Annotated in this window: 20 protein-coding genes; 6 read left to right on the top strand and 14 right to left on the bottom strand. The window is 36.6% G+C overall.

The window, feature by feature from the left end; all coding sequences use genetic code 11:
* The first annotated feature begins 227 nt into the window (after positions 1-227).
* Positions 228-665 (top strand): hypothetical protein, encoded by a 438-nt coding sequence (locus HH_RS01700; protein WP_041308958.1) that lies wholly within the window; start codon positions 228-230, stop codon positions 663-665.
* A complete protein-coding gene (locus tag HH_RS01695; RefSeq protein WP_011115184.1) occupies positions 649-1,215 on the top strand; it encodes a DNA-deoxyinosine glycosylase in 567 nt (188 codons plus the stop codon). Before HH_RS01700 ends, HH_RS01695 begins: the two co-directional genes overlap by 17 nt.
* 3 nt (positions 1,216-1,218) lie before the next feature.
* Here the strand turns inward: HH_RS01695 and HH_RS01690 are convergent, their stop codons facing one another.
* From HH_RS01690 to HH_RS01630, 14 genes are all read right to left on the bottom strand, one after another.
* Positions 1,219-3,036 carry an Lnb N-terminal periplasmic domain-containing protein gene (locus HH_RS01690; RefSeq protein WP_011115183.1) on the bottom strand — a complete coding sequence of 606 codons (1,818 nt, stop codon included), beginning with the start codon at positions 3,034-3,036 and terminating at the stop codon, positions 1,219-1,221.
* Positions 3,037-3,285: 249 nt separating this feature from the next.
* A complete protein-coding gene (locus tag HH_RS01685) occupies positions 3,286-3,723 on the bottom strand; it encodes a DUF3015 family protein (protein WP_011115182.1) in 438 nt (145 codons plus the stop codon).
* A gap of 107 nt (positions 3,724-3,830) precedes the next feature.
* Positions 3,831-4,721, bottom strand: a complete 891-nt coding sequence (locus HH_RS01680) for a carbon-nitrogen hydrolase (protein ID WP_011115181.1) — start codon at positions 4,719-4,721, stop codon at positions 3,831-3,833.
* Between the two features lie 9 nt (positions 4,722-4,730).
* Positions 4,731-4,865, bottom strand: a complete 135-nt coding sequence (locus HH_RS09785) for a hypothetical protein (protein ID WP_011115180.1) — start codon at positions 4,863-4,865, stop codon at positions 4,731-4,733.
* Complete coding sequence (locus HH_RS01675; protein WP_041308956.1) at positions 4,866-5,549, bottom strand: tRNA threonylcarbamoyladenosine dehydratase; 684 nt, start codon at positions 5,547-5,549, stop codon at positions 4,866-4,868.
* Positions 5,546-6,340, bottom strand: a complete 795-nt coding sequence (surE, locus tag HH_RS01670) for a 5'/3'-nucleotidase SurE (protein ID WP_011115178.1) — start codon at positions 6,338-6,340, stop codon at positions 5,546-5,548. Before surE ends, HH_RS01675 begins: the two co-directional genes overlap by 4 nt.
* Positions 6,337-7,203: a polyprenyl synthetase family protein gene (locus tag HH_RS01665; RefSeq protein WP_011115177.1), complete on the bottom strand. Its 867-nt coding sequence runs from the start codon at positions 7,201-7,203 to the stop codon at positions 6,337-6,339. The genes surE and HH_RS01665 overlap by 4 nt, the downstream gene beginning before the upstream one ends.
* Positions 7,204-7,211: 8 nt before the next feature.
* Positions 7,212-8,279 (bottom strand): DUF7488 domain-containing protein, encoded by a 1,068-nt coding sequence (locus HH_RS01660; RefSeq protein WP_011115176.1) that lies wholly within the window; start codon positions 8,277-8,279, stop codon positions 7,212-7,214.
* Positions 8,272-8,598, bottom strand: a complete 327-nt coding sequence (locus HH_RS01655) for a YbaB/EbfC family nucleoid-associated protein (RefSeq protein ID WP_011115175.1) — start codon at positions 8,596-8,598, stop codon at positions 8,272-8,274. The genes HH_RS01660 and HH_RS01655 overlap by 8 nt, the downstream gene beginning before the upstream one ends.
* Positions 8,599-8,600: 2 nt before the next feature.
* Positions 8,601-8,963: an aspartate 1-decarboxylase gene (gene panD, locus HH_RS01650; RefSeq protein ID WP_034368323.1), complete on the bottom strand. Its 363-nt coding sequence runs from the start codon at positions 8,961-8,963 to the stop codon at positions 8,601-8,603.
* Between the two features lie 115 nt (positions 8,964-9,078).
* Positions 9,079-9,588, bottom strand: a complete 510-nt coding sequence (locus HH_RS01645) for a putative sugar O-methyltransferase (protein WP_081947994.1) — start codon at positions 9,586-9,588, stop codon at positions 9,079-9,081.
* A gap of 26 nt (positions 9,589-9,614) precedes the next feature.
* Positions 9,615-9,926 carry a hypothetical protein gene (locus HH_RS01640; protein ID WP_011115172.1) on the bottom strand — a complete coding sequence of 104 codons (312 nt, stop codon included), beginning with the start codon at positions 9,924-9,926 and terminating at the stop codon, positions 9,615-9,617.
* A 63-nt stretch (positions 9,927-9,989) separates the two neighbouring features.
* Positions 9,990-10,793, bottom strand: coding sequence for a ferritin-like domain-containing protein (locus HH_RS01635; protein ID WP_011115171.1), 804 nt, complete (start codon positions 10,791-10,793; stop codon positions 9,990-9,992).
* Positions 10,793-12,001, bottom strand: coding sequence for a phosphoglycerate kinase (locus HH_RS01630; protein WP_011115170.1), 1,209 nt, complete (start codon positions 11,999-12,001; stop codon positions 10,793-10,795). Before HH_RS01630 ends, HH_RS01635 begins: the two co-directional genes overlap by 1 nt.
* 120 nt (positions 12,002-12,121) lie before the next feature.
* Between HH_RS01630 and hypF the strand changes: the two genes are divergently transcribed.
* Genes hypF through HH_RS01610 form a run of 4 tightly spaced genes read left to right on the top strand, consistent with a single transcriptional unit; the run spans position 12,122 to position 16,291 of the window.
* Complete coding sequence (gene hypF / locus HH_RS01625) at positions 12,122-14,545, top strand: carbamoyltransferase HypF (protein WP_011115169.1); 2,424 nt, start codon at positions 12,122-12,124, stop codon at positions 14,543-14,545.
* Entirely contained in the window at positions 14,526-15,254 is a 729-nt protein-coding gene (gene hypB, locus HH_RS01620; protein WP_011115168.1) for a hydrogenase nickel incorporation protein HypB, read from the top strand. Before hypF ends, hypB begins: the two co-directional genes overlap by 20 nt.
* A gap of 9 nt (positions 15,255-15,263) precedes the next feature.
* Entirely contained in the window at positions 15,264-15,524 is a 261-nt protein-coding gene (locus HH_RS01615; RefSeq protein WP_011115167.1) for a HypC/HybG/HupF family hydrogenase formation chaperone, read from the top strand.
* A complete protein-coding gene (locus HH_RS01610; RefSeq protein WP_041308953.1) occupies positions 15,521-16,291 on the top strand; it encodes a glycosyltransferase family 25 protein in 771 nt (256 codons plus the stop codon). The genes HH_RS01615 and HH_RS01610 overlap by 4 nt, the downstream gene beginning before the upstream one ends.
* Positions 16,292-16,301 lie beyond the last annotated feature (10 nt).

Here is a 16,301-nt window from a genome sequence, read left to right as displayed (position 1 = left end):
ATATTTTAAAGCGACATTATATAGATAATTATTAAATTCATAGACGAGTTTATTACAAACAAAGCTTCAAGGTGATATACTCGGCTATTTAATCCAATAATGTTTAAGAGGGGTATGGGTAAAAATGTGCGAACAGTTCTAGTTTTTATATGTATTGCTTTATTTTGGATAAGCTCTCTTGGAATCTTATTTGCTGCTGCAATAGATTCAAGCAAAGGATTTTTGTATTGGTTCTTAAAAGATTTTCTCTTTCAATTCTTACACTTGTTGGTTTTTTAGGAGTGTTCAGTTTATTTTTAGCACGATTTTATAGAAATATCCATATTGAATATTTTATGTTTTGCTTTTTTGGACTTTCTTGTTGGTTCTTTCTTGGCATTACTTCCCAAATGCTGGGCTTTGATAAAGCACACCCCAAAGCTGAAGTTAGAACATTTGATTGGCTGGTTTTTCATTATTGTATCAATGCTATTTTTTGTTCTCTGTCAGTTTTAGGCATTTATGCTCTTTTTGCCAAATATAAAAAAATCGCTACTCTATGTTTTGCAAGTGCAATGTTGCATTTTTGTTTAATGTTTTTTTTGATGTATGGATTTATAAATTGGGGAGAGCCTATGGAGGAATATAAAGCAGGGAAAATATCAAAGAATGAAAAATATAAATGAAAATGCACAATACAAAAAAGTGCCTAAACCTCAAATACAAAAAATACACCTCACTCACCCATTTGCTCCTGTGTTTGATACCTATTCGCGTGTATTGATTTTGGGTTCATTTCCCTCTGTGATTTCACGCGATGAGCAATTTTATTATGCGCATTCGCACAATCGTTTTTGGCACATTCTTGCTACACTTTTTACTCCTGAAATTGACATAAGAGCGCAAGATAGAGATGCCAAAAAACAATTTTTACTCACACATCATATTGCCCTGTGGGATATTGTGCGCGAGTGTGATATTTGTAATTCTAGTGATAGTACTTTGAGTAATGCTAAGCCTAATGATATATCAGTGATACTCTCAAGTGCGAAAATCAATGCTATTTTTTGTAATGGACGCAAGGCATATGAGCTTTTTATACGATTTTTTGGCTCACAAATGTGTGAAACACAGGAAATAAAAGTATTTTTACTTCCTTCATCAAGTCCCGCAAATGCGCGTTATAGTCTTGAAAAACTTGTAGATTCGTGGCGTGTTGTGCTCAATTATGTATAGAATCTAAAAATATAGCCTTACGCCTAGCATTGAAGTGGGTTGCAAGGAATGGGACATATCATTTTTGAGAATCTGTGCTCTTGCAAGTAAGGCAAGATTTTGTTTGAGATTAATGCTTAAAGTGCTATCAAGGGATTGGCTAAAATGCGTGAGTGTGTAGGATTTGAATTTATATTCAAATGTGACTTTGAGGCGATTATTATCTGATAAGATAATTCCAAGCACTTGATTGAGGCTAAAATCAGAGCGATTAAATTTATCAAGAAAAAAAGTCGGCTCAAGCAAATAATATCCGTATCCAAAATTCCAAAAATTAAGAGACAAACCTCCTCCAAGTGCTGCAAAATAATGCAAAGAGTTATCATAAAAACTCCGATTGAATCCGGTTTCAAGCCGATAAGAAAAGGGTTTGAAAAACTTACTTATCGGAGCGATTGAAGCAACTGAAAGGATATTAAGTTCATAGAGTTTTACTCTAGATTCTTTTATATTTGTGTCATAATATGCAAGAGTGCGCATAAATTCAATTTGTGCACCTTTAAGGTAGCCTTTGTCATTATCAGTTAGGTCGTGATAAGCGATTCTAAAATCAAGTGCGGGGTGCAACCCTTGTTTATTACCAAAAAGCAAAGGAGTGATTCTAAGGCTTTGATTTCCTTCAAGCGGATTAGAGGGTGTGGGTAAAGAAGGCGGTTTGCTTGCACCAAGAGTGGAGCGCGTGGAGGCGAGATTATGAGCAATTTGCGTGTATTGCTCTTTATCAAGTTTGCCTTTAAGAAAGCGATATTCACTTAGTTCAAGGGCAGATTCTAAAATATATTGTTTATTTTGAATGTTTAATTTAGGGTTATCTAAAATATCTTTTGGCTCTTTTGTGCCTTTGGCAAGGGATTTAGCAAGTGAGACTTGCGCATTGTTCATTACTTTTTCATAAGAAAGAAGTTTGGCTCGTTTGCTTGGGCGATAAGCAATATGAGTAATGAGATTGGCTTCTTGCAAGGCAAAGAGCGTTTCAGGGGGATTGACTTGATAGATGAATTTATGACGCAAAGCAAGACTTGGACGTGCCACTTCAAGCAACCATAAGATATTATACGAGCAATTACGATGAAAAAAATAATACCAGCTATATGCGTCAGTTAGCTCCCAAATGTGATTATAAAGCTGCGTGATTTCCTCTTGTGTGAGATTTAGTTCATACTCCCACATATCGCGAGATTCTGTATTGGAGTATTCTTTAATTTTATCGTAATAGGGCAAAATAGAATAGCTCCCTGTATATAATCCAAAAAGTCCATTGAAGGCAAAGCTTATGGCATTGGTTTGGCTTGGGTCAGCATCAGCTTGATAGTTTATTGCAAATGCAAGAAGTCGGGATTGAAAAGTAGAATCTAAGAGTAAAAATGTATGTCCAAACATTGAGGCAGGAGAGTTAATATGAGCTGAAGGGAAGATAATACTTGCCTTTGTAGGTGCGATGTAATCACGCATTGTTTGAAATTCAGCACAATTCACTTGAGGAAGCGATGTAAAAGAAAGATGTTTTTGTAAAAAAGCAAATCGTGCAGGAAAGCGACACAGGGCGTGATAATCTTGAGCTGCGATTGAGCGCGTGGGAAGATTGATGCTATTTTCTTTAAAAAAACGAATCTCCTTTTCTCGTTTTTGTAAAATTTCTTGTGGAATCTGCACAGATTCTATGGGTTGATAAAATGCACGAATAGTGGCTTCAAGCTCATCTTGAGCGAGATTCTTTGAGGGTAGGGGTGTAATAAAAAAATAAGGTGAGATAATTTCACTTGTTTTTTTATCAATATGCAAAAGGTCTTTCCATTCCTTAGAATGTGCAAGGTTGAGGGATTTGGCTTTTTCAATAAGATTATCAATATAAACATTTTGAGATTCTAATGTAGATATTACGTGAGTAGATGAAAGAGTATCTGCTATAAGCGTATGATGTATAGAGCATATACAAGCATAAGAGATGAGAATAAAAAACCGCCTAAAAATATGAATCCTTATGCATCACTCATAATTCCCCGCACACTTTTTGTGCTATGGGGAATATTTTTAAAGAGTAGCAGCTCCATCAAGCACGTCTGCACTTTGAGCATCTTTGCTTGCGTAGAGTTTGTTATAATTATCTTGGAGCGCTATTTTAAACGCATCTTTATCAGCTACATTTAATAGTTCTACAAGCGTATCAAGGTGTTCACCTCTGCCTTGAGCAATCTCTTGAGAAAGAGCGTCCATATTTGCAGCTACAAATTCTTGTGTGCGGCTATCCATAGCGATTTTGCCAGATTTACAACCTGAAGTTCCAGAAGTAATACCAAAAGTTTGAGTTCCTGTTGAGCCATTTGTTGTTATTTGAAATAAATTCCAAATAAGACCTTGTTTGTCAATAAGGTATGAACCAAGTCCGCACCCTGTATTGCTGTTCGCTGCAGCAAAAGCACCGCTTACCAAACTTGCGCTAAGAGCTACGCTCATAAAAACTTTTTTCATTGTTTGTCCTTTTGTAAAGATTGTTTCATTGAAACGGGTTATTCTATACCTATAAACATTAAATTATGTTGAATAATAAGCATATTTAATAGGGTATTAAAATAGTTTTAATCACAAAATCGTTTAAGAATTTCACTATAAGATTCTATGCGTCTATCGCGTAAAAATGGCCACATACGGCGCACTTCTTCACTTCTTTGTAAATCAATTTCTACTAAAATAATTTCTTCTTTATTCTCACTTCCTTGTGCCAAAAGCTCACCTTGTGCACCAAATACAAAGCTTGAACCCCAAAATCGTATGCCATTCCCTACCTTACTGCTATCAGATTCAAAACCCACGCGGTTAATTGCCATTGTAGGTAATCCATTCGCAACACTATGTCCTCTTTGCACAGCTATCCACGCTTCTTTTTGGCGTGTTTTCTCCTCTAAAGTATCTTCATCAAACCACCCAATAGCAGTAGGATAAATAAGCATTTGCGCTCCCTTTAGTGCCATAATACGTGCTGCTTCGGGATACCATTGGTCCCAGCAAATAAGCACACCAAGTTTCCCTAAACTTGTAGATATGGGCTCAAATCCTAAATCACCGGGTGTGAAGTAGAATTTCTCATAAAATTGTGGGTCATCAGGAATGTGCATTTTGCGGTATTTTCCAGCTATAGAGCCATCAATATCAAAAACAACAGCGGTATTGTGATATAGCCCTGCAGCACGTTTTTCAAAAAGTGAAGTAATAAGCACGATTTTATGCTTTTTAGCTAATGCGCTAAAATATGCCACATCTTTATCAAAATCCATTGCATAATCAAAAAATTGTGGATTCTCACTTTGACAAAAATATTCGTGTGTATGAAGCTCTTGTAATGCTACAAGTTGTGCGTTAGAATGTGCCGCTTTAGCAATCATTGCAGCACTTGATTCTATCATTGCCTCTTTATTTCCTTTGTAGGCTTGCTGCACAAGTGCTACACGGATCATAGAGGGCATTTTCATTAAAAATCCTTATTCATCATATTCGCTATCGGGGCTTTGATAATCGTCATCATCATACGCATTGTATGAATAATCATCATCATAATCTTCGAAATCCTCACTATCAATGTTTTCATAGTCATTGTATTCATCGTATTCGTTCATTTAATGCTCCTTAATTATATCTTGGATAATTTCACTTGCAATAATGAGTCCAAAGCTAGCTGTAACTCCACTGAAGCTACCTAATGGACAGCATTTTGCACCCTCTGAGCTAAATATTACCTTAATAGCCTTTTGAATATTTGCTTTTCTTAAGTGAGTGCGCAATTTTCGCGCAAATTTATCGCCGTGACTTTTCCATACATTATTTACTCTTATAAAAAGAGGATTAACTCTTTTTGCACTTCCTGTGGCAATGATATATTTTCCATAAGGCTTATTTGAGGCAATTTTAGCAATTTCTACTTTTGCAATAATCTCATCAATAGCATCAACAATATAATCAAATTCCATTATATCAAATCGCTCTAAAAATGCTGCATCTACACGTTCTTGAATGGGGGTGATGCCTTGATAAAGGCGCGCAAATACTTCCACTTTTGGCTCATCTATATGTTCTGAACCGATTTGGCGGTTTTGATTTGTAATATCAAAGCAATCTTTATCTACAATTGTGATATTTTGCAATCCACTTCTATATAAACAATCCACTACAAAACCCCCCACACCACCTACACCGAAGACAACTACTTTTGTATTTTGTATGCGCTCAAAGTTTTCGCCAAAAATAATGCGCGAACGCGTGTATCTATCAATTATTGTATTTTCATCAACAAGTTCATTCATAATTGTATCCATTCGCAAAGAGATGAACTATCCTCATAGCTTGTCATATCAAGCTTGATAGGTGTGATAGAGACATAATGTTCGTGCGTTGCTTTAAAGTCAGAACCATAACTATGAGGCATATCGTTGCGTTCTTCCCATTCTAAAGGGTGTAGCCCCAGCCAATAATATTCTTGTCCTCGTGGATTGCGGTGTAAATGTGCATTATCAGCGTAGATTCTATAACCCATTTGCGTGATTTTGTAACCTTTGCATTCTTTAGGCTTAATGTGAGGGATATTGATATTAAGAAATTTGCGCTCTCCCAAAGGGAATCCTTTGGCAAAAATAAGTTGAGTGATTTTATAAATACATTCTTTGGCAAGGGAAAAGTCAAAATGTTTTGAGCAATTTTTATCTGGCATAAGCTGTGAAATAGCAATAGAAGGCACACCTTGTATGCACCCTTCCATAGCGCCTGCAGCTGTTCCTGAATAAGTAATATCTTCTCCCATATTTGAGCCAAGATTAATGCCCGAAATAACTAAATCGGGTTTGCACGATGCTTTATAAAGCGTATTGAGTGCAAGATACACACAATCACTGGGCGTGCCATCTTCAAGTTTATAAAAATCATCATCAAGCTGCACAAAACTAAGTGGGCGCGTGAGTGTTAGTCCGTGCCCACACGCTGATTTTTCACTTGCTGGAGCGACAACCATCACGTGTGCTATATCTTTGAGGGCATCTTTGAGTGCAAGAAGACCGCTTGAGTCAAAGCCATCATCATTGGTAAGGAGAATGCGCTTCATTCAATATCCTTGAAATAATCTTGCAAAAGAGTAGTCAAATGAACATAAATGGCTTCATCAAATGTTTGGAGTTCTTTTTGAATCTGCTCTTTCATACGAGTAAATTCCACTTTTGCACCTTCTAAGCCAAGTAGATTCACATAACTATTTTTATGTATATCATTGTGTGTCGTTTTACCTGCTTGTTGTGCATCAAAACAGGCATCAATAAGATCATCACGCAGCTGAAAATATATGCCAAGCTTTAGCCCAAACTCATAAATTGATGAAGCAAAATGTGCTTTTGCATTTGAAATAATAGCACCAAATTGCAAAGAAGTAGCAATGAGTTTAGCAGTTTTGTTTGTGTGTATAATTTGAAGTTCTTGTAATGAAAGTTTTTTATCCTCAAAAGCACAATCAAGCATTTGTCCAAGCACCATACCACCAATACCAGCATTGAGTGCAAGAGAATGGATAAGCTCTAAGCGCACTTGCGCGTCAAGTCGTGCTTGAGAAAGCAAAGCAAAAGCATAGGTGTTTAGTCCATCACCTACTAAAAGCGCAAGTGTTTCGTCATATTTTGTGTGCAATGTAGCGTGTCCACGCCTTAAAGGTGCATTATCCATACAAGGCAAATCATCGTGTATAAGCGAATAAGTATGGATACATTCAATGCTTAGAGCAGGTAAAAAAGCATTTTTAATCAGTTGAGGAGCAAGAGCATTAACTACACAAAATACAAGTGCAGGGCGGAATCTTTTGCCACCATTTTTCATCATTTCCCACACAGCTTGTTCATAATGTGGGTGAAAACTTGGAATCTGAGGTGCTTGACTGATAAGAAAGGATTCAAAATCATTAAGAATCTGTGAAATACTCATACTCGCTCCTAGACTTTAACGAATATCTCAAGATTATCACGCACAATAAGGAGTTGCATTTTGCCTTCAAATCTTTCATCAAATTGTGTTTGAGAGAGGAGAAATCTCAATCGTTCAAAGCGTTTGCTCGCTGTATCGGTGGATTGTGTAATGATAGGTTCTTTATTAATCCATAAGATTTTATCTCCCGCACGTAATTCATTGAATCTCCCAGCCCTAGAGAGATTGATTGATTGGATAACCATTTGATTGTCTATATCAATACCAAAACGTTCAAGAAAAGTCTCTTTAAGCAAAAATCCACCATAACGTTGATTGACTTTGACTTTAAGATTTAGAGTTTTGCCATTGCGCAAGAGAGTAACTTGAGCAAGAGAATCTTTTTTGAGATTGCTCATTACCCATTCTGCTTCATCGCTCGTTTGCACTTTAGCGCCATTAATAGAGAGAATTTTATCTTGGGGTTTGAAAGGATTTTGAGGGACAAAAGGGTCAATACTTTTAACAATGGCTTTACTATTTTCAAAACGAATACCCAAATCACCATAATATGGAGATTTTTGAGAAAGGAATCTATCAATATATTTTTTTTCAATAAATCCTCCATTCCCCACACCCACGCCATAGATTTGATAGCAAATATTCCCCAAAACACCATTTATCGGTGTAGTCGTAGAAAATCGTGCATAGTTTAAAAATCCGCTTTGACGTTTCGTGATATGCCCTATTTGCACTTTGGTAGATGAGGAAATAAAGGCGAGTTTTTTATCATTAAGTGTGCGTTTATCAAGAGCGAGAATATCATAGCTTTGCTTAGTGCGTGGCACATCAACAAGATAAAGTCCAATAAACGGATCAGCTTTTAGAATCTTCACATTTTTGGGTGGAGTAAGGGAGTAGAGAATATGCACTTGTTTTGAGCCATTTTTAAGGCTAATAGCATTACTTGAGCCTAAAGGTGTGCTTGCTGCTTTAAAGTATTTTATACAATGGGAGTAGTCATATCCCCAAAGCAAGGGAGAAAAAAAGCAAAATATAAAGCCAAAAATGAGCTTTAATGGAAAGTTTTTAACCATTTGGTTTCCCACCAAAGATATTTAAATCCGTGCCTAAACCATTAAAAAGATTCATAGCACTTGATTGGCGATTATCTTCTACGCTTTTACGGACATCATTGAGCGCGCTCATTAGGAGAATCTGTAAAGATTCTTTATCTTCAAGCAAGCTATCATCAATGCTAATATCAATGACTTCGCCATTACCATTGCAGCTTACACTCACAAGCCCACCGCCACTTTTAGCACTAAGAATTGTTTGTTCATTGCGTTCTTGCAAATCTTTGATAGTATCTTGCATAGAGCCAAGCATTGCTCCAAGTTGTTTTGCATCAAACATTGTTACACCTCATTTGTAATAGATAGAATCTGATTAGATTCATTGACTTGCACAATAGTAGGTTTATAGTGTTCAAGCTCATTGTGGGTATATGTGGCATAAGCAATTATTATAATAATATCGCCTATTTGAACTTTGCGTGCAGCAGCTCCATTGAGACAAATTTCACCCTTTTTATCGCCATAAATGACATAAGTGCTAAAACGTTCGCCATTATTGATATTCACAATCTCTACTTTCATACCTGCTAAAAGATTTGCACTTTGGGCAAGTGTTTTATCAATCGTAATTGAGCCGACATAATTAAGATTAGCATCACTGACTTTAGCACGATGAATCTTTGAGTAAAGCATTTCAAATTGCATTTTATGCCTTATTTGATTTGGGATATAAAAATAGTGTAATTTTATCATAAAAATATGTAATATCATTATATGATGAGTAAATAAATTAATCAGATAAGGCTTGGAGTAAGCTTTCTTATTGATTATTCCATATAAGAATCTTATTATCAATATGCGTATTTGGGATTTCTTCTAAAATGTGTATATCTTTATGGAATTGTGTTGAGTATTCTTCAAGTTTATAGCTTCGTAGACTTTTTGGAGAGATATTATTATAAGTAATATAGCCATTATGTGCATGAGTAACAAGATATTTTGTATATATATCTTGTATGTCTCTGTGTAATTCGCTAAAAGCATAGTTGCTTATAAATAAATCATATTCTTTAAGGGCGATATTTTCAAGTGTGAGAAAATTGAGTGTGGCTTTTATATCAGTATAATTGCTTAAATATTTTTGTGCGAGTAAAAGTACAGCATTTAAATCTACAAAATCATAAGAGTGGGGTGTAAATATACTATTAATAATTCGTGCTTGTCCGCCATATCCTACGCCTACTTCACAGATTCTTAAATTGTCCAAATTGCCAAAATAAAGTATTAAATCTGATAAGACCTTAATGTATCGCAGTGTGCTTGGGCTTATTTTACCAATGGGGCTATAATCATATATTACCCCCCCCCCCCGTATAAATCATTTCTTTTAAAGCTTTCAAAATCTTGCATACTAAAGCATTTTCTTTGCAAAATCACATTGAGGTATTGCTGCCCTATATCTTGGCTTACATGTTCTAAGATAGCAGTATAGATAGGATTTGTCCTAAAATGTTCAAATACTTTCGTATTTTGTGCTGCTAAGGCACAAAAATGGGGATAATCCATTGATGAAGAGATGCTTGAATTTCTTTCAGAATCCAATAATCCTAAATGTTTTTTAATCCCAAAATTTTTTAAAATAAGCTTTAATCTTATATAAAGTTCCATTCTTACCCCTTTAATTTTGCGTAAAGGCATTATAGGGTGTTAAAACTTAAATTTAGGATAAGACTAGCTATTTGCTTTGATTATTTCTAGCTCTTCAAGTGAAAATCCTGCTTTTAGTCTCGCCTCATAATGAAGATTTCTAGGAATTGCTTTAAAAGCCTCAAAACGTTTGAGGATTGCAACAAAATCGCACGCACTTACTTTATTATTTGCGAATTTCCACCATTTATCCCCTTTTTTAACGTGTTCTATCTCATCGTGTAAAATGATTTCAAGAATTTCAAGCACTTGAGGCGTGATAGAATGCTCAAACTCTTTTATTTTGCTCGCTACAAAAGGATTTGCATCAAGCCCATTTGCTTCTAGTCCTCTATGAAGTAATGCCATTCTATTGCTAAAATCAGGAGTTGCTACTTGTGCATCAAAGAGCTGCGAATGCACAGGAAAATCTCCATACTCATAGCCAAGTTTATTGAGACATTCTCGCAAAAGGCGAAAGTGTAATCCTTCTTGTAATGCCACTTCAAGCCAATCTTCATAATATAATAGAGGCAGATTCTTAAAACGCGTGAGCGCATCAAGAGCTAAATCAATTGCACTATATTCAATATGCACAATAGAATGTAGCACTTTGGCGAAAGATTCTTTACTTTTAATGTGCTTTGGGCGGCGAATTTTAGTTGGGTGGATAATCTCACAGAATCTCGCATAAGAGGGGGATTGCAACGCAAATGGTGTATGATGTGATGAATGTAGTATTTGCTCGCAGAGCAGATGTTTTTGAGATGCAACTACTTCAAGGAGAGCAAGTTTAGATTCTATGCTTGGAGCGTGGAGAGCTTCAAGACTAAGAGCAAAGAGATTCATTATTTGCGCTCAAGCACCTCAAATGCAGGAAGAATTTTCCCTTCAAGTAGCTCCAAACTTGCTCCACCACCCGTGGAAATAAAGCTCATATTGTCTCGCTCTCCTGCCTTGTCTATTGCATCAGCAGTATCGCCACCACCAATAAGACTAAAGGCATAAGTATCGCTCACAGCGTGGGCAAGGTTAAAAGTGCCGCGTGAAAAAGCTTGTATTTCATAAATGCCAAGCGGTCCATTCCAAATAATTGTTTGAGAATCCCTTACCACTTCACTAAAGAGCTTACTTGTTGCAGGTCCCATATCTACTGCCATAAAGCCCTCTGGTATATCTTGTGCAGGCGTGATTTTGATATGGCGATGTTCTTTAATATCATCAGTGCTTACAACATCTACAGGAAGGTAGATTTTGACTTTTTTTTCTTTTGCTTTATCCAAAATCTTACGTGCTTCACTCACTAAATCATCTTCCACAAGGGATTTTTGCATATCAAAACCTCGTGCTTTAAGGAAAGTATTGCTCATCGCACCACCAATGATGATTTTATCCACCACATCAAGGATATTATATAAGAGTGCGAGTTTAGAGCTTACCTTGCTTCCGCCAACGATAAGTAACACCGGTTTAAGTGGATTTGCCATTGCTTTAGCAAATGAATCAATTTCTTTTTTGAGCAATAATCCTGCTACACACTCTTTGGCATATTTAGCAATGCCACAGGTGCTTGAATGTGCGCGATGGCTTGTGCCAAAGGCATCATTGATATACACATCACAAATAGAGGCGAGTTTAGTAGAGAGTTCCTCATCATTTTTTTCCTCTCCCTCATAGAATCTAATATTTTCAAGTAAAATCACACTTCCACTCTTGCTTTGTTGTTGAAGATTTTCTACATTTTCTATTGTCTCTGCGAAAGCTATATCGCGTCCTAAAAGTCGCTCTACACGTTTAAGCACGTGTTTGAGTGAAAACTCTGCATTGCGTCCTTTGGGACGCCCTAAATGGCTGACAAGCACTATATTTTGTGCGTGATTATCAATGCAATAATTAATAGTGGGTAGTGCTTCGCGGATACGCGTATCATCTGAAATATCAAAATCCTCGTCCATTGGCACATTAAAATCCACGCGAATAAGCACTCTTTTGTCTTTGACGTCAATATCACGCACACTTTTTGTATTTTTCATTAATTCGATTCCAGTTTCCTTCATCTACGCTCCTTATTAGATTCTGTAAATAAATGCGGTATTTTATCATATTTTTATATATGCGTTATGAGTGCTTTGTATTATCCTTAATAAACAATGTTATACTTCAAAATGGGAAAAACGATGAAAATCTATTATATTGAACTTTTTGGCATTATACAGGGCGTGGGATTTCGCCCATTTGTATATCGTCTTGCACATAAAATGGGATTAAAAGGCTATGTGCAAAATCGTTATAATACTCTTTTTATCTGTCTTGAAGTGCCCACAAGAGCAATACTTGATGAATTTATCACGCATATTCTTTCATCTCCACCTCCAAATGCACATATTGTGCAACATTCTGTTACTCCTATAAGCACTCCGCATATTTTAAGTGATTATTTTGAAATTAGAGAATCTATTTCTTATTCTACATCTTTACCTACATCTTTGCCGCTTGATACGCGTATATGTGAGCAGTGTTTAGATGATATGAAAGGCAAAGAGCGATTTTTGAATTATGCCTTTACTACTTGCACGGAATGTGGTGCACGATATTCTATTATTAAAGCTCTACCTTATGATAGAATCCACACTTCTATGAGTGATTTTGCTTTGTGTAAAGATTGTCAAAGTGAGTATGATAATCCCCTCAATAGGCGATTTCACGCTCAACCTAATTCGTGCCATCAGTGTGCTATACAAATGCGTGTGATTGATGAGTGTGGCACGATACATTCTTTTAGCCAATCTCAAGATGATATAAAGCTTTTAAAACTTATAGTGCAAAAAATTAAAGCAGGTAAGATTGTTGCTATAAAAGGTGTGGGTGGGTTTAACTTAGTTGCAAATGCAAGTAATGTTCAAGTGATTAAAACTCTGCGTAATCGTAAGAATCGCCCACATAAGCCCTTTGCAGTGATGTTTAAGAATCTGCAAGATATAAGTTCTGTTGCTCATATAAATGAGGAGGAGAAAAGGGCATTATTATCCCCACAAGCACCCATAGTTCTTTTAGAAAGGCATTTTAAGAGCGAGGGTATTATCAATGAAGAATGTTTTAATCTCATTGCACCGCAGATTCAAAGTGTGGGAGCGATTTTGCCTTATAATGGCATTATGCACCTGCTTTTTACATTGCTTGATATGCCTCTTATTTTTACAAGTGCTAATCTCTCTGGTGAGCCAATCATCACTCACGCACAAGAGTTAAGGCAAAAACTCGGTGGAGCAAATGCAGTGTATGATGTTATGCTTGATTATAATCGCGATATTTGTAATCCTATTGATGATAGCATTGTGCGTTTTATGGCAGGAAAAATGCGTATTTTGCGTTTGGCAAGAGGTTATGCACCTGCATCTTTAGGCTTTAAAGCTCCTCTAAAAGATACATCTTTGCTTGCACAAGAGGAAGTGCAAAATGGTATTATTGTGGGTGTGGGTGCGCAGCAAAAATCCACTCTAAGCTTTATAAATATATCTTGGAATGCGGATTATCAAGCTGTGATAAGCCCATATATTGGGGATTTACATAGTGTAGATTCACTAATACGCTATAAATTGCATTATGATTTTTTTACTAGGCTTTATATGCAGGAAATAAAGGCAGTAGGTTGTGACTTACACCCAAGCTATGCTTCTACGCATTTCGCCACAGAGCTTGAGGCACAAGGTGCGCAAAAATATTTACTTTCTCATCATAAAGCACATTTTTATGCAATCCTTGCAGAATCTAATGCTTTGGAAGAATCCGGGATTGGCATTATATGGGACGGCACAGGGCTTGGTGAGGATAAGCATATTTGGGGAGGAGAGTGTTTTATATACCAGCCAGATATGTGTGTGGGGACAATGGAGCGTGTATGGCATTTTGAGGAATTTACTCTTTTAGGAGGGGAGAGTGCAATAAAGGATATTGGCAAACTTGCTTTAAGCCTTATGTGGCACTATGGTTTGGAAAATGTGCAAAATAGAGTGCATTTTAGCCCTGCAGAGTTGGCACTTTTACAAAATAGTTTTAAAAGTGGGATTTATCCACAGACAAGTTCAGTAGGCAGGATTTTTGATGCTGTTGCTTATTTACTTGGGCTTTTAGAGGTGCAAACTTATGAGGGACAAAGCGGAGCAATTATAGAATCTTGTGCGTTACGCGATTATGCAAAATGCACGGAGGGAGTAGACATTGAGCCTTATAGCTTTGAACTTGCAAAGGGCGTAATTAGCCTTAGGGGGATTATTCAAGGAGTGATTGATGAGAGAGAAAAGCAAGGAGTTGAGAGGGCAGCTCATCGCTTTTTGCATACACTCGCACATATTGCTCTTGCTCTTGCTCAAAAATGTTCGCAACACAAAAATATACCATTAAAAGTATATTTTAGTGGCGGCGTGTTCCAAAATAAGTTTCTTTGTGATAGAATCCACACTTTATTTGCAAAAAATCATATTCCTTTTTATATGCACGAGAAAATGCCGTGCAATGACGCGAGTATTAGTTTCGCCCAAGCTGTATTTTGTGCATTAATTCAAGAAAAACAAGGAGAAAATAATGAATCTAAGCCGCAATGAGCGATTAGAAAATAATCCAAATTTAAATAAAAAATCTATACAAATAGTCAGTAAAATTCTCTCACAAAATGACCTCAAGGCACAGGAGTTGCGTGAAAAATATAAGCAATTAGGTGTATATGTGATAAATCTTATGAGTTCGCCCGGCAGCGGCAAAACGACACTTTTAGAATCTTTGAGTGCTTTTAAAGACTTTACATTTTGTGTGCTTGAAGGAGATTTGCAAACAAATCGCGATGCACAGCGATTAGAGGCAAAAGGTGTGAGTGCGTATCAGATTACCACAGGAGAAGCTTGTCATTTAGAAGCCTCAATGATAGAAACCGCACTTTGCGAGCTACAAAAGCAATGTGATATGCAGCAAATGGATTATTTATTTATTGAAAATGTAGGCAATTTAGTATGTCCTGCAAGCTATGATGTCGGGGCAAGTCTTAATATCGTGCTGCTTTCAACACCAGAGGGCGATGATAAAATTTTAAAATACCCTACGATGTTTATGTGTGCTGATGCGGTGATTGTGAGCAAGGCAGATATGATGCAATATTTTGGCTTTAGCTTAACGCGAGTAAAAGAGGATTTAGGGCAGCTTAAGGCAAATGTGCCACTTTTTTTGACAAGCAATAAAGAGCGTGAGAGTATCGCAAAAGTGCGTGATTTTATAGAGCAAAAAAGAGCACAAAATTATCAATCACATCATCAATTTTAAGGAGCAAGAATGTGTTTGGCTATTCCCTCTAAAGTTGTAGAGATAAAAGACAATAATATGGCAGTTGTAGATACATTAGGCGTGAGCCGTGAGGCGAGTTTGGATTTATTAAATGAGAGTGTAAATATAGGAGATTGGGTGCTTTTGCATATTGGTTATGTGATGAGTAAAATTGATGAGGAGAGTGCCAGAGAGAGTTTGAGACTATATGAGCAGATTTTGCAATCAATGCAAGAAGAAGAGAATGAGCGCATAGAGGCAAATAAATGAAAATTTTTATCATTAATCTTAAACGCGCGAGTGAGCGTAAAGAGTTTATGCAGCAGCAATTTGCACAAATGAGCGAGCAGCAAAGAGCGCAATTTGAGATTATATTTTTTGATGCTATTGATGGACAAAAAGGGGAGCACCTCGCCTTTAGTCAATACTCCAAAGGTGCAAGTATTGCCTTTCGCGGAAAAGAGATGAGTGATGGAGAGAGGGCGTGTTTTGCAAGTCATTATAGTCTGTGGCAAAAATGCGTAGATCTTAATGAACCTATTATAGTGCTTGAAGATGATGTTATGATTTTAGAGCATTTTTGGACAGAACTCACGCGTATAAGCAAAAGTGAATATGTGTATGTGCGATTAACATTTTTAGAGGATAAGGTAAAGGCTTTTGTCTTGCCTAATGAGTTTTATATTACTTTTTCCCGAGTAACAGGAACGCAAGGTTATTATCTTACACCCATTGGTGCACAAGGTTTTATAGCATCTGCAAAAACTTGGTATCGCCCAGTAGATGACTATATGGATATGTTTTATATTCATCATATTCCTATTATTTGCATAAAGCCAGTTTTAGGAACAATGGAGACAGAGACTACAATTGCAGGGCGATGGAGTAAGCCACCATTATATTTAAAAATAGTGCGAGAATGCACAAGATTATATTTTCAGTTAAAGCGATTAATATTTTTGACATTTAACAGAAAAAGTCTTCTTATGCCAAAAGAGGCTTTAGATTCTTCGGGGGGGGGGTATATAAGTGCTTAAGTGCAAAAAA

This window comes from Helicobacter hepaticus ATCC 51449 (assembly GCF_000007905.1).
Classification (GTDB): Bacteria; Campylobacterota; Campylobacteria; order Campylobacterales; family Helicobacteraceae; genus Helicobacter_C; species Helicobacter_C hepaticus.
The sequence above is the reverse complement of the archived record's forward strand: the minus strand, read 5'-3'. Positions and strand labels throughout refer to the sequence as shown.

Bases quoted from the DNA above. Each gene is read 5' to 3' on its own strand.
- HH_RS01615 (WP_011115167.1), top strand. From the start codon at position 15,264: ATGTGTTTGGCTATTCCCTCTAAAGTTGTAGAGATAAAAGACAATAAT.
- HH_RS01675 (WP_041308956.1), bottom strand. From the start codon at position 5,549: ATGAATGAACTTGTTGATGAAAATACAATAATTGATAGATACACGCGT.
- panD (WP_034368323.1), bottom strand. From the start codon at position 8,963: ATGCAATTTGAAATGCTTTACTCAAAGATTCATCGTGCTAAAGTCAGT.
- HH_RS01680 (WP_011115181.1), bottom strand. From the start codon at position 4,721: ATGAAAATGCCCTCTATGATCCGTGTAGCACTTGTGCAGCAAGCCTAC.
- HH_RS01665 (WP_011115177.1), bottom strand. From the start codon at position 7,203: ATGAGTATTTCACAGATTCTTAATGATTTTGAATCCTTTCTTATCAGT.
- HH_RS01630 (WP_011115170.1), bottom strand. From the start codon at position 12,001: ATGAAGGAAACTGGAATCGAATTAATGAAAAATACAAAAAGTGTGCGT.
- HH_RS01660 (WP_011115176.1), bottom strand. From the start codon at position 8,279: ATGGTTAAAAACTTTCCATTAAAGCTCATTTTTGGCTTTATATTTTGC.
- HH_RS09785 (WP_011115180.1), bottom strand. From the start codon at position 4,865: ATGAACGAATACGATGAATACAATGACTATGAAAACATTGATAGTGAG.
- HH_RS01635 (WP_011115171.1), bottom strand. From the start codon at position 10,793: ATGAATCTCTTTGCTCTTAGTCTTGAAGCTCTCCACGCTCCAAGCATA.
- surE (WP_011115178.1), bottom strand. From the start codon at position 6,340: ATGAAGCGCATTCTCCTTACCAATGATGATGGCTTTGACTCAAGCGGT.
- hypB (WP_011115168.1), top strand. From the start codon at position 14,526: ATGAATCTAAGCCGCAATGAGCGATTAGAAAATAATCCAAATTTAAAT.
- HH_RS01695 (WP_011115184.1), top strand. From the start codon at position 649: ATGAAAAATATAAATGAAAATGCACAATACAAAAAAGTGCCTAAACCT.
- HH_RS01640 (WP_011115172.1), bottom strand. From the start codon at position 9,926: ATGGAACTTTATATAAGATTAAAGCTTATTTTAAAAAATTTTGGGATT.
- hypF (WP_011115169.1), top strand. From the start codon at position 12,122: ATGAAAATCTATTATATTGAACTTTTTGGCATTATACAGGGCGTGGGA.
- HH_RS01685 (WP_011115182.1), bottom strand. From the start codon at position 3,723: ATGAAAAAAGTTTTTATGAGCGTAGCTCTTAGCGCAAGTTTGGTAAGC.
- HH_RS01610 (WP_041308953.1), top strand. From the start codon at position 15,521: ATGAAAATTTTTATCATTAATCTTAAACGCGCGAGTGAGCGTAAAGAG.
- HH_RS01655 (WP_011115175.1), bottom strand. From the start codon at position 8,598: ATGTTTGATGCAAAACAACTTGGAGCAATGCTTGGCTCTATGCAAGAT.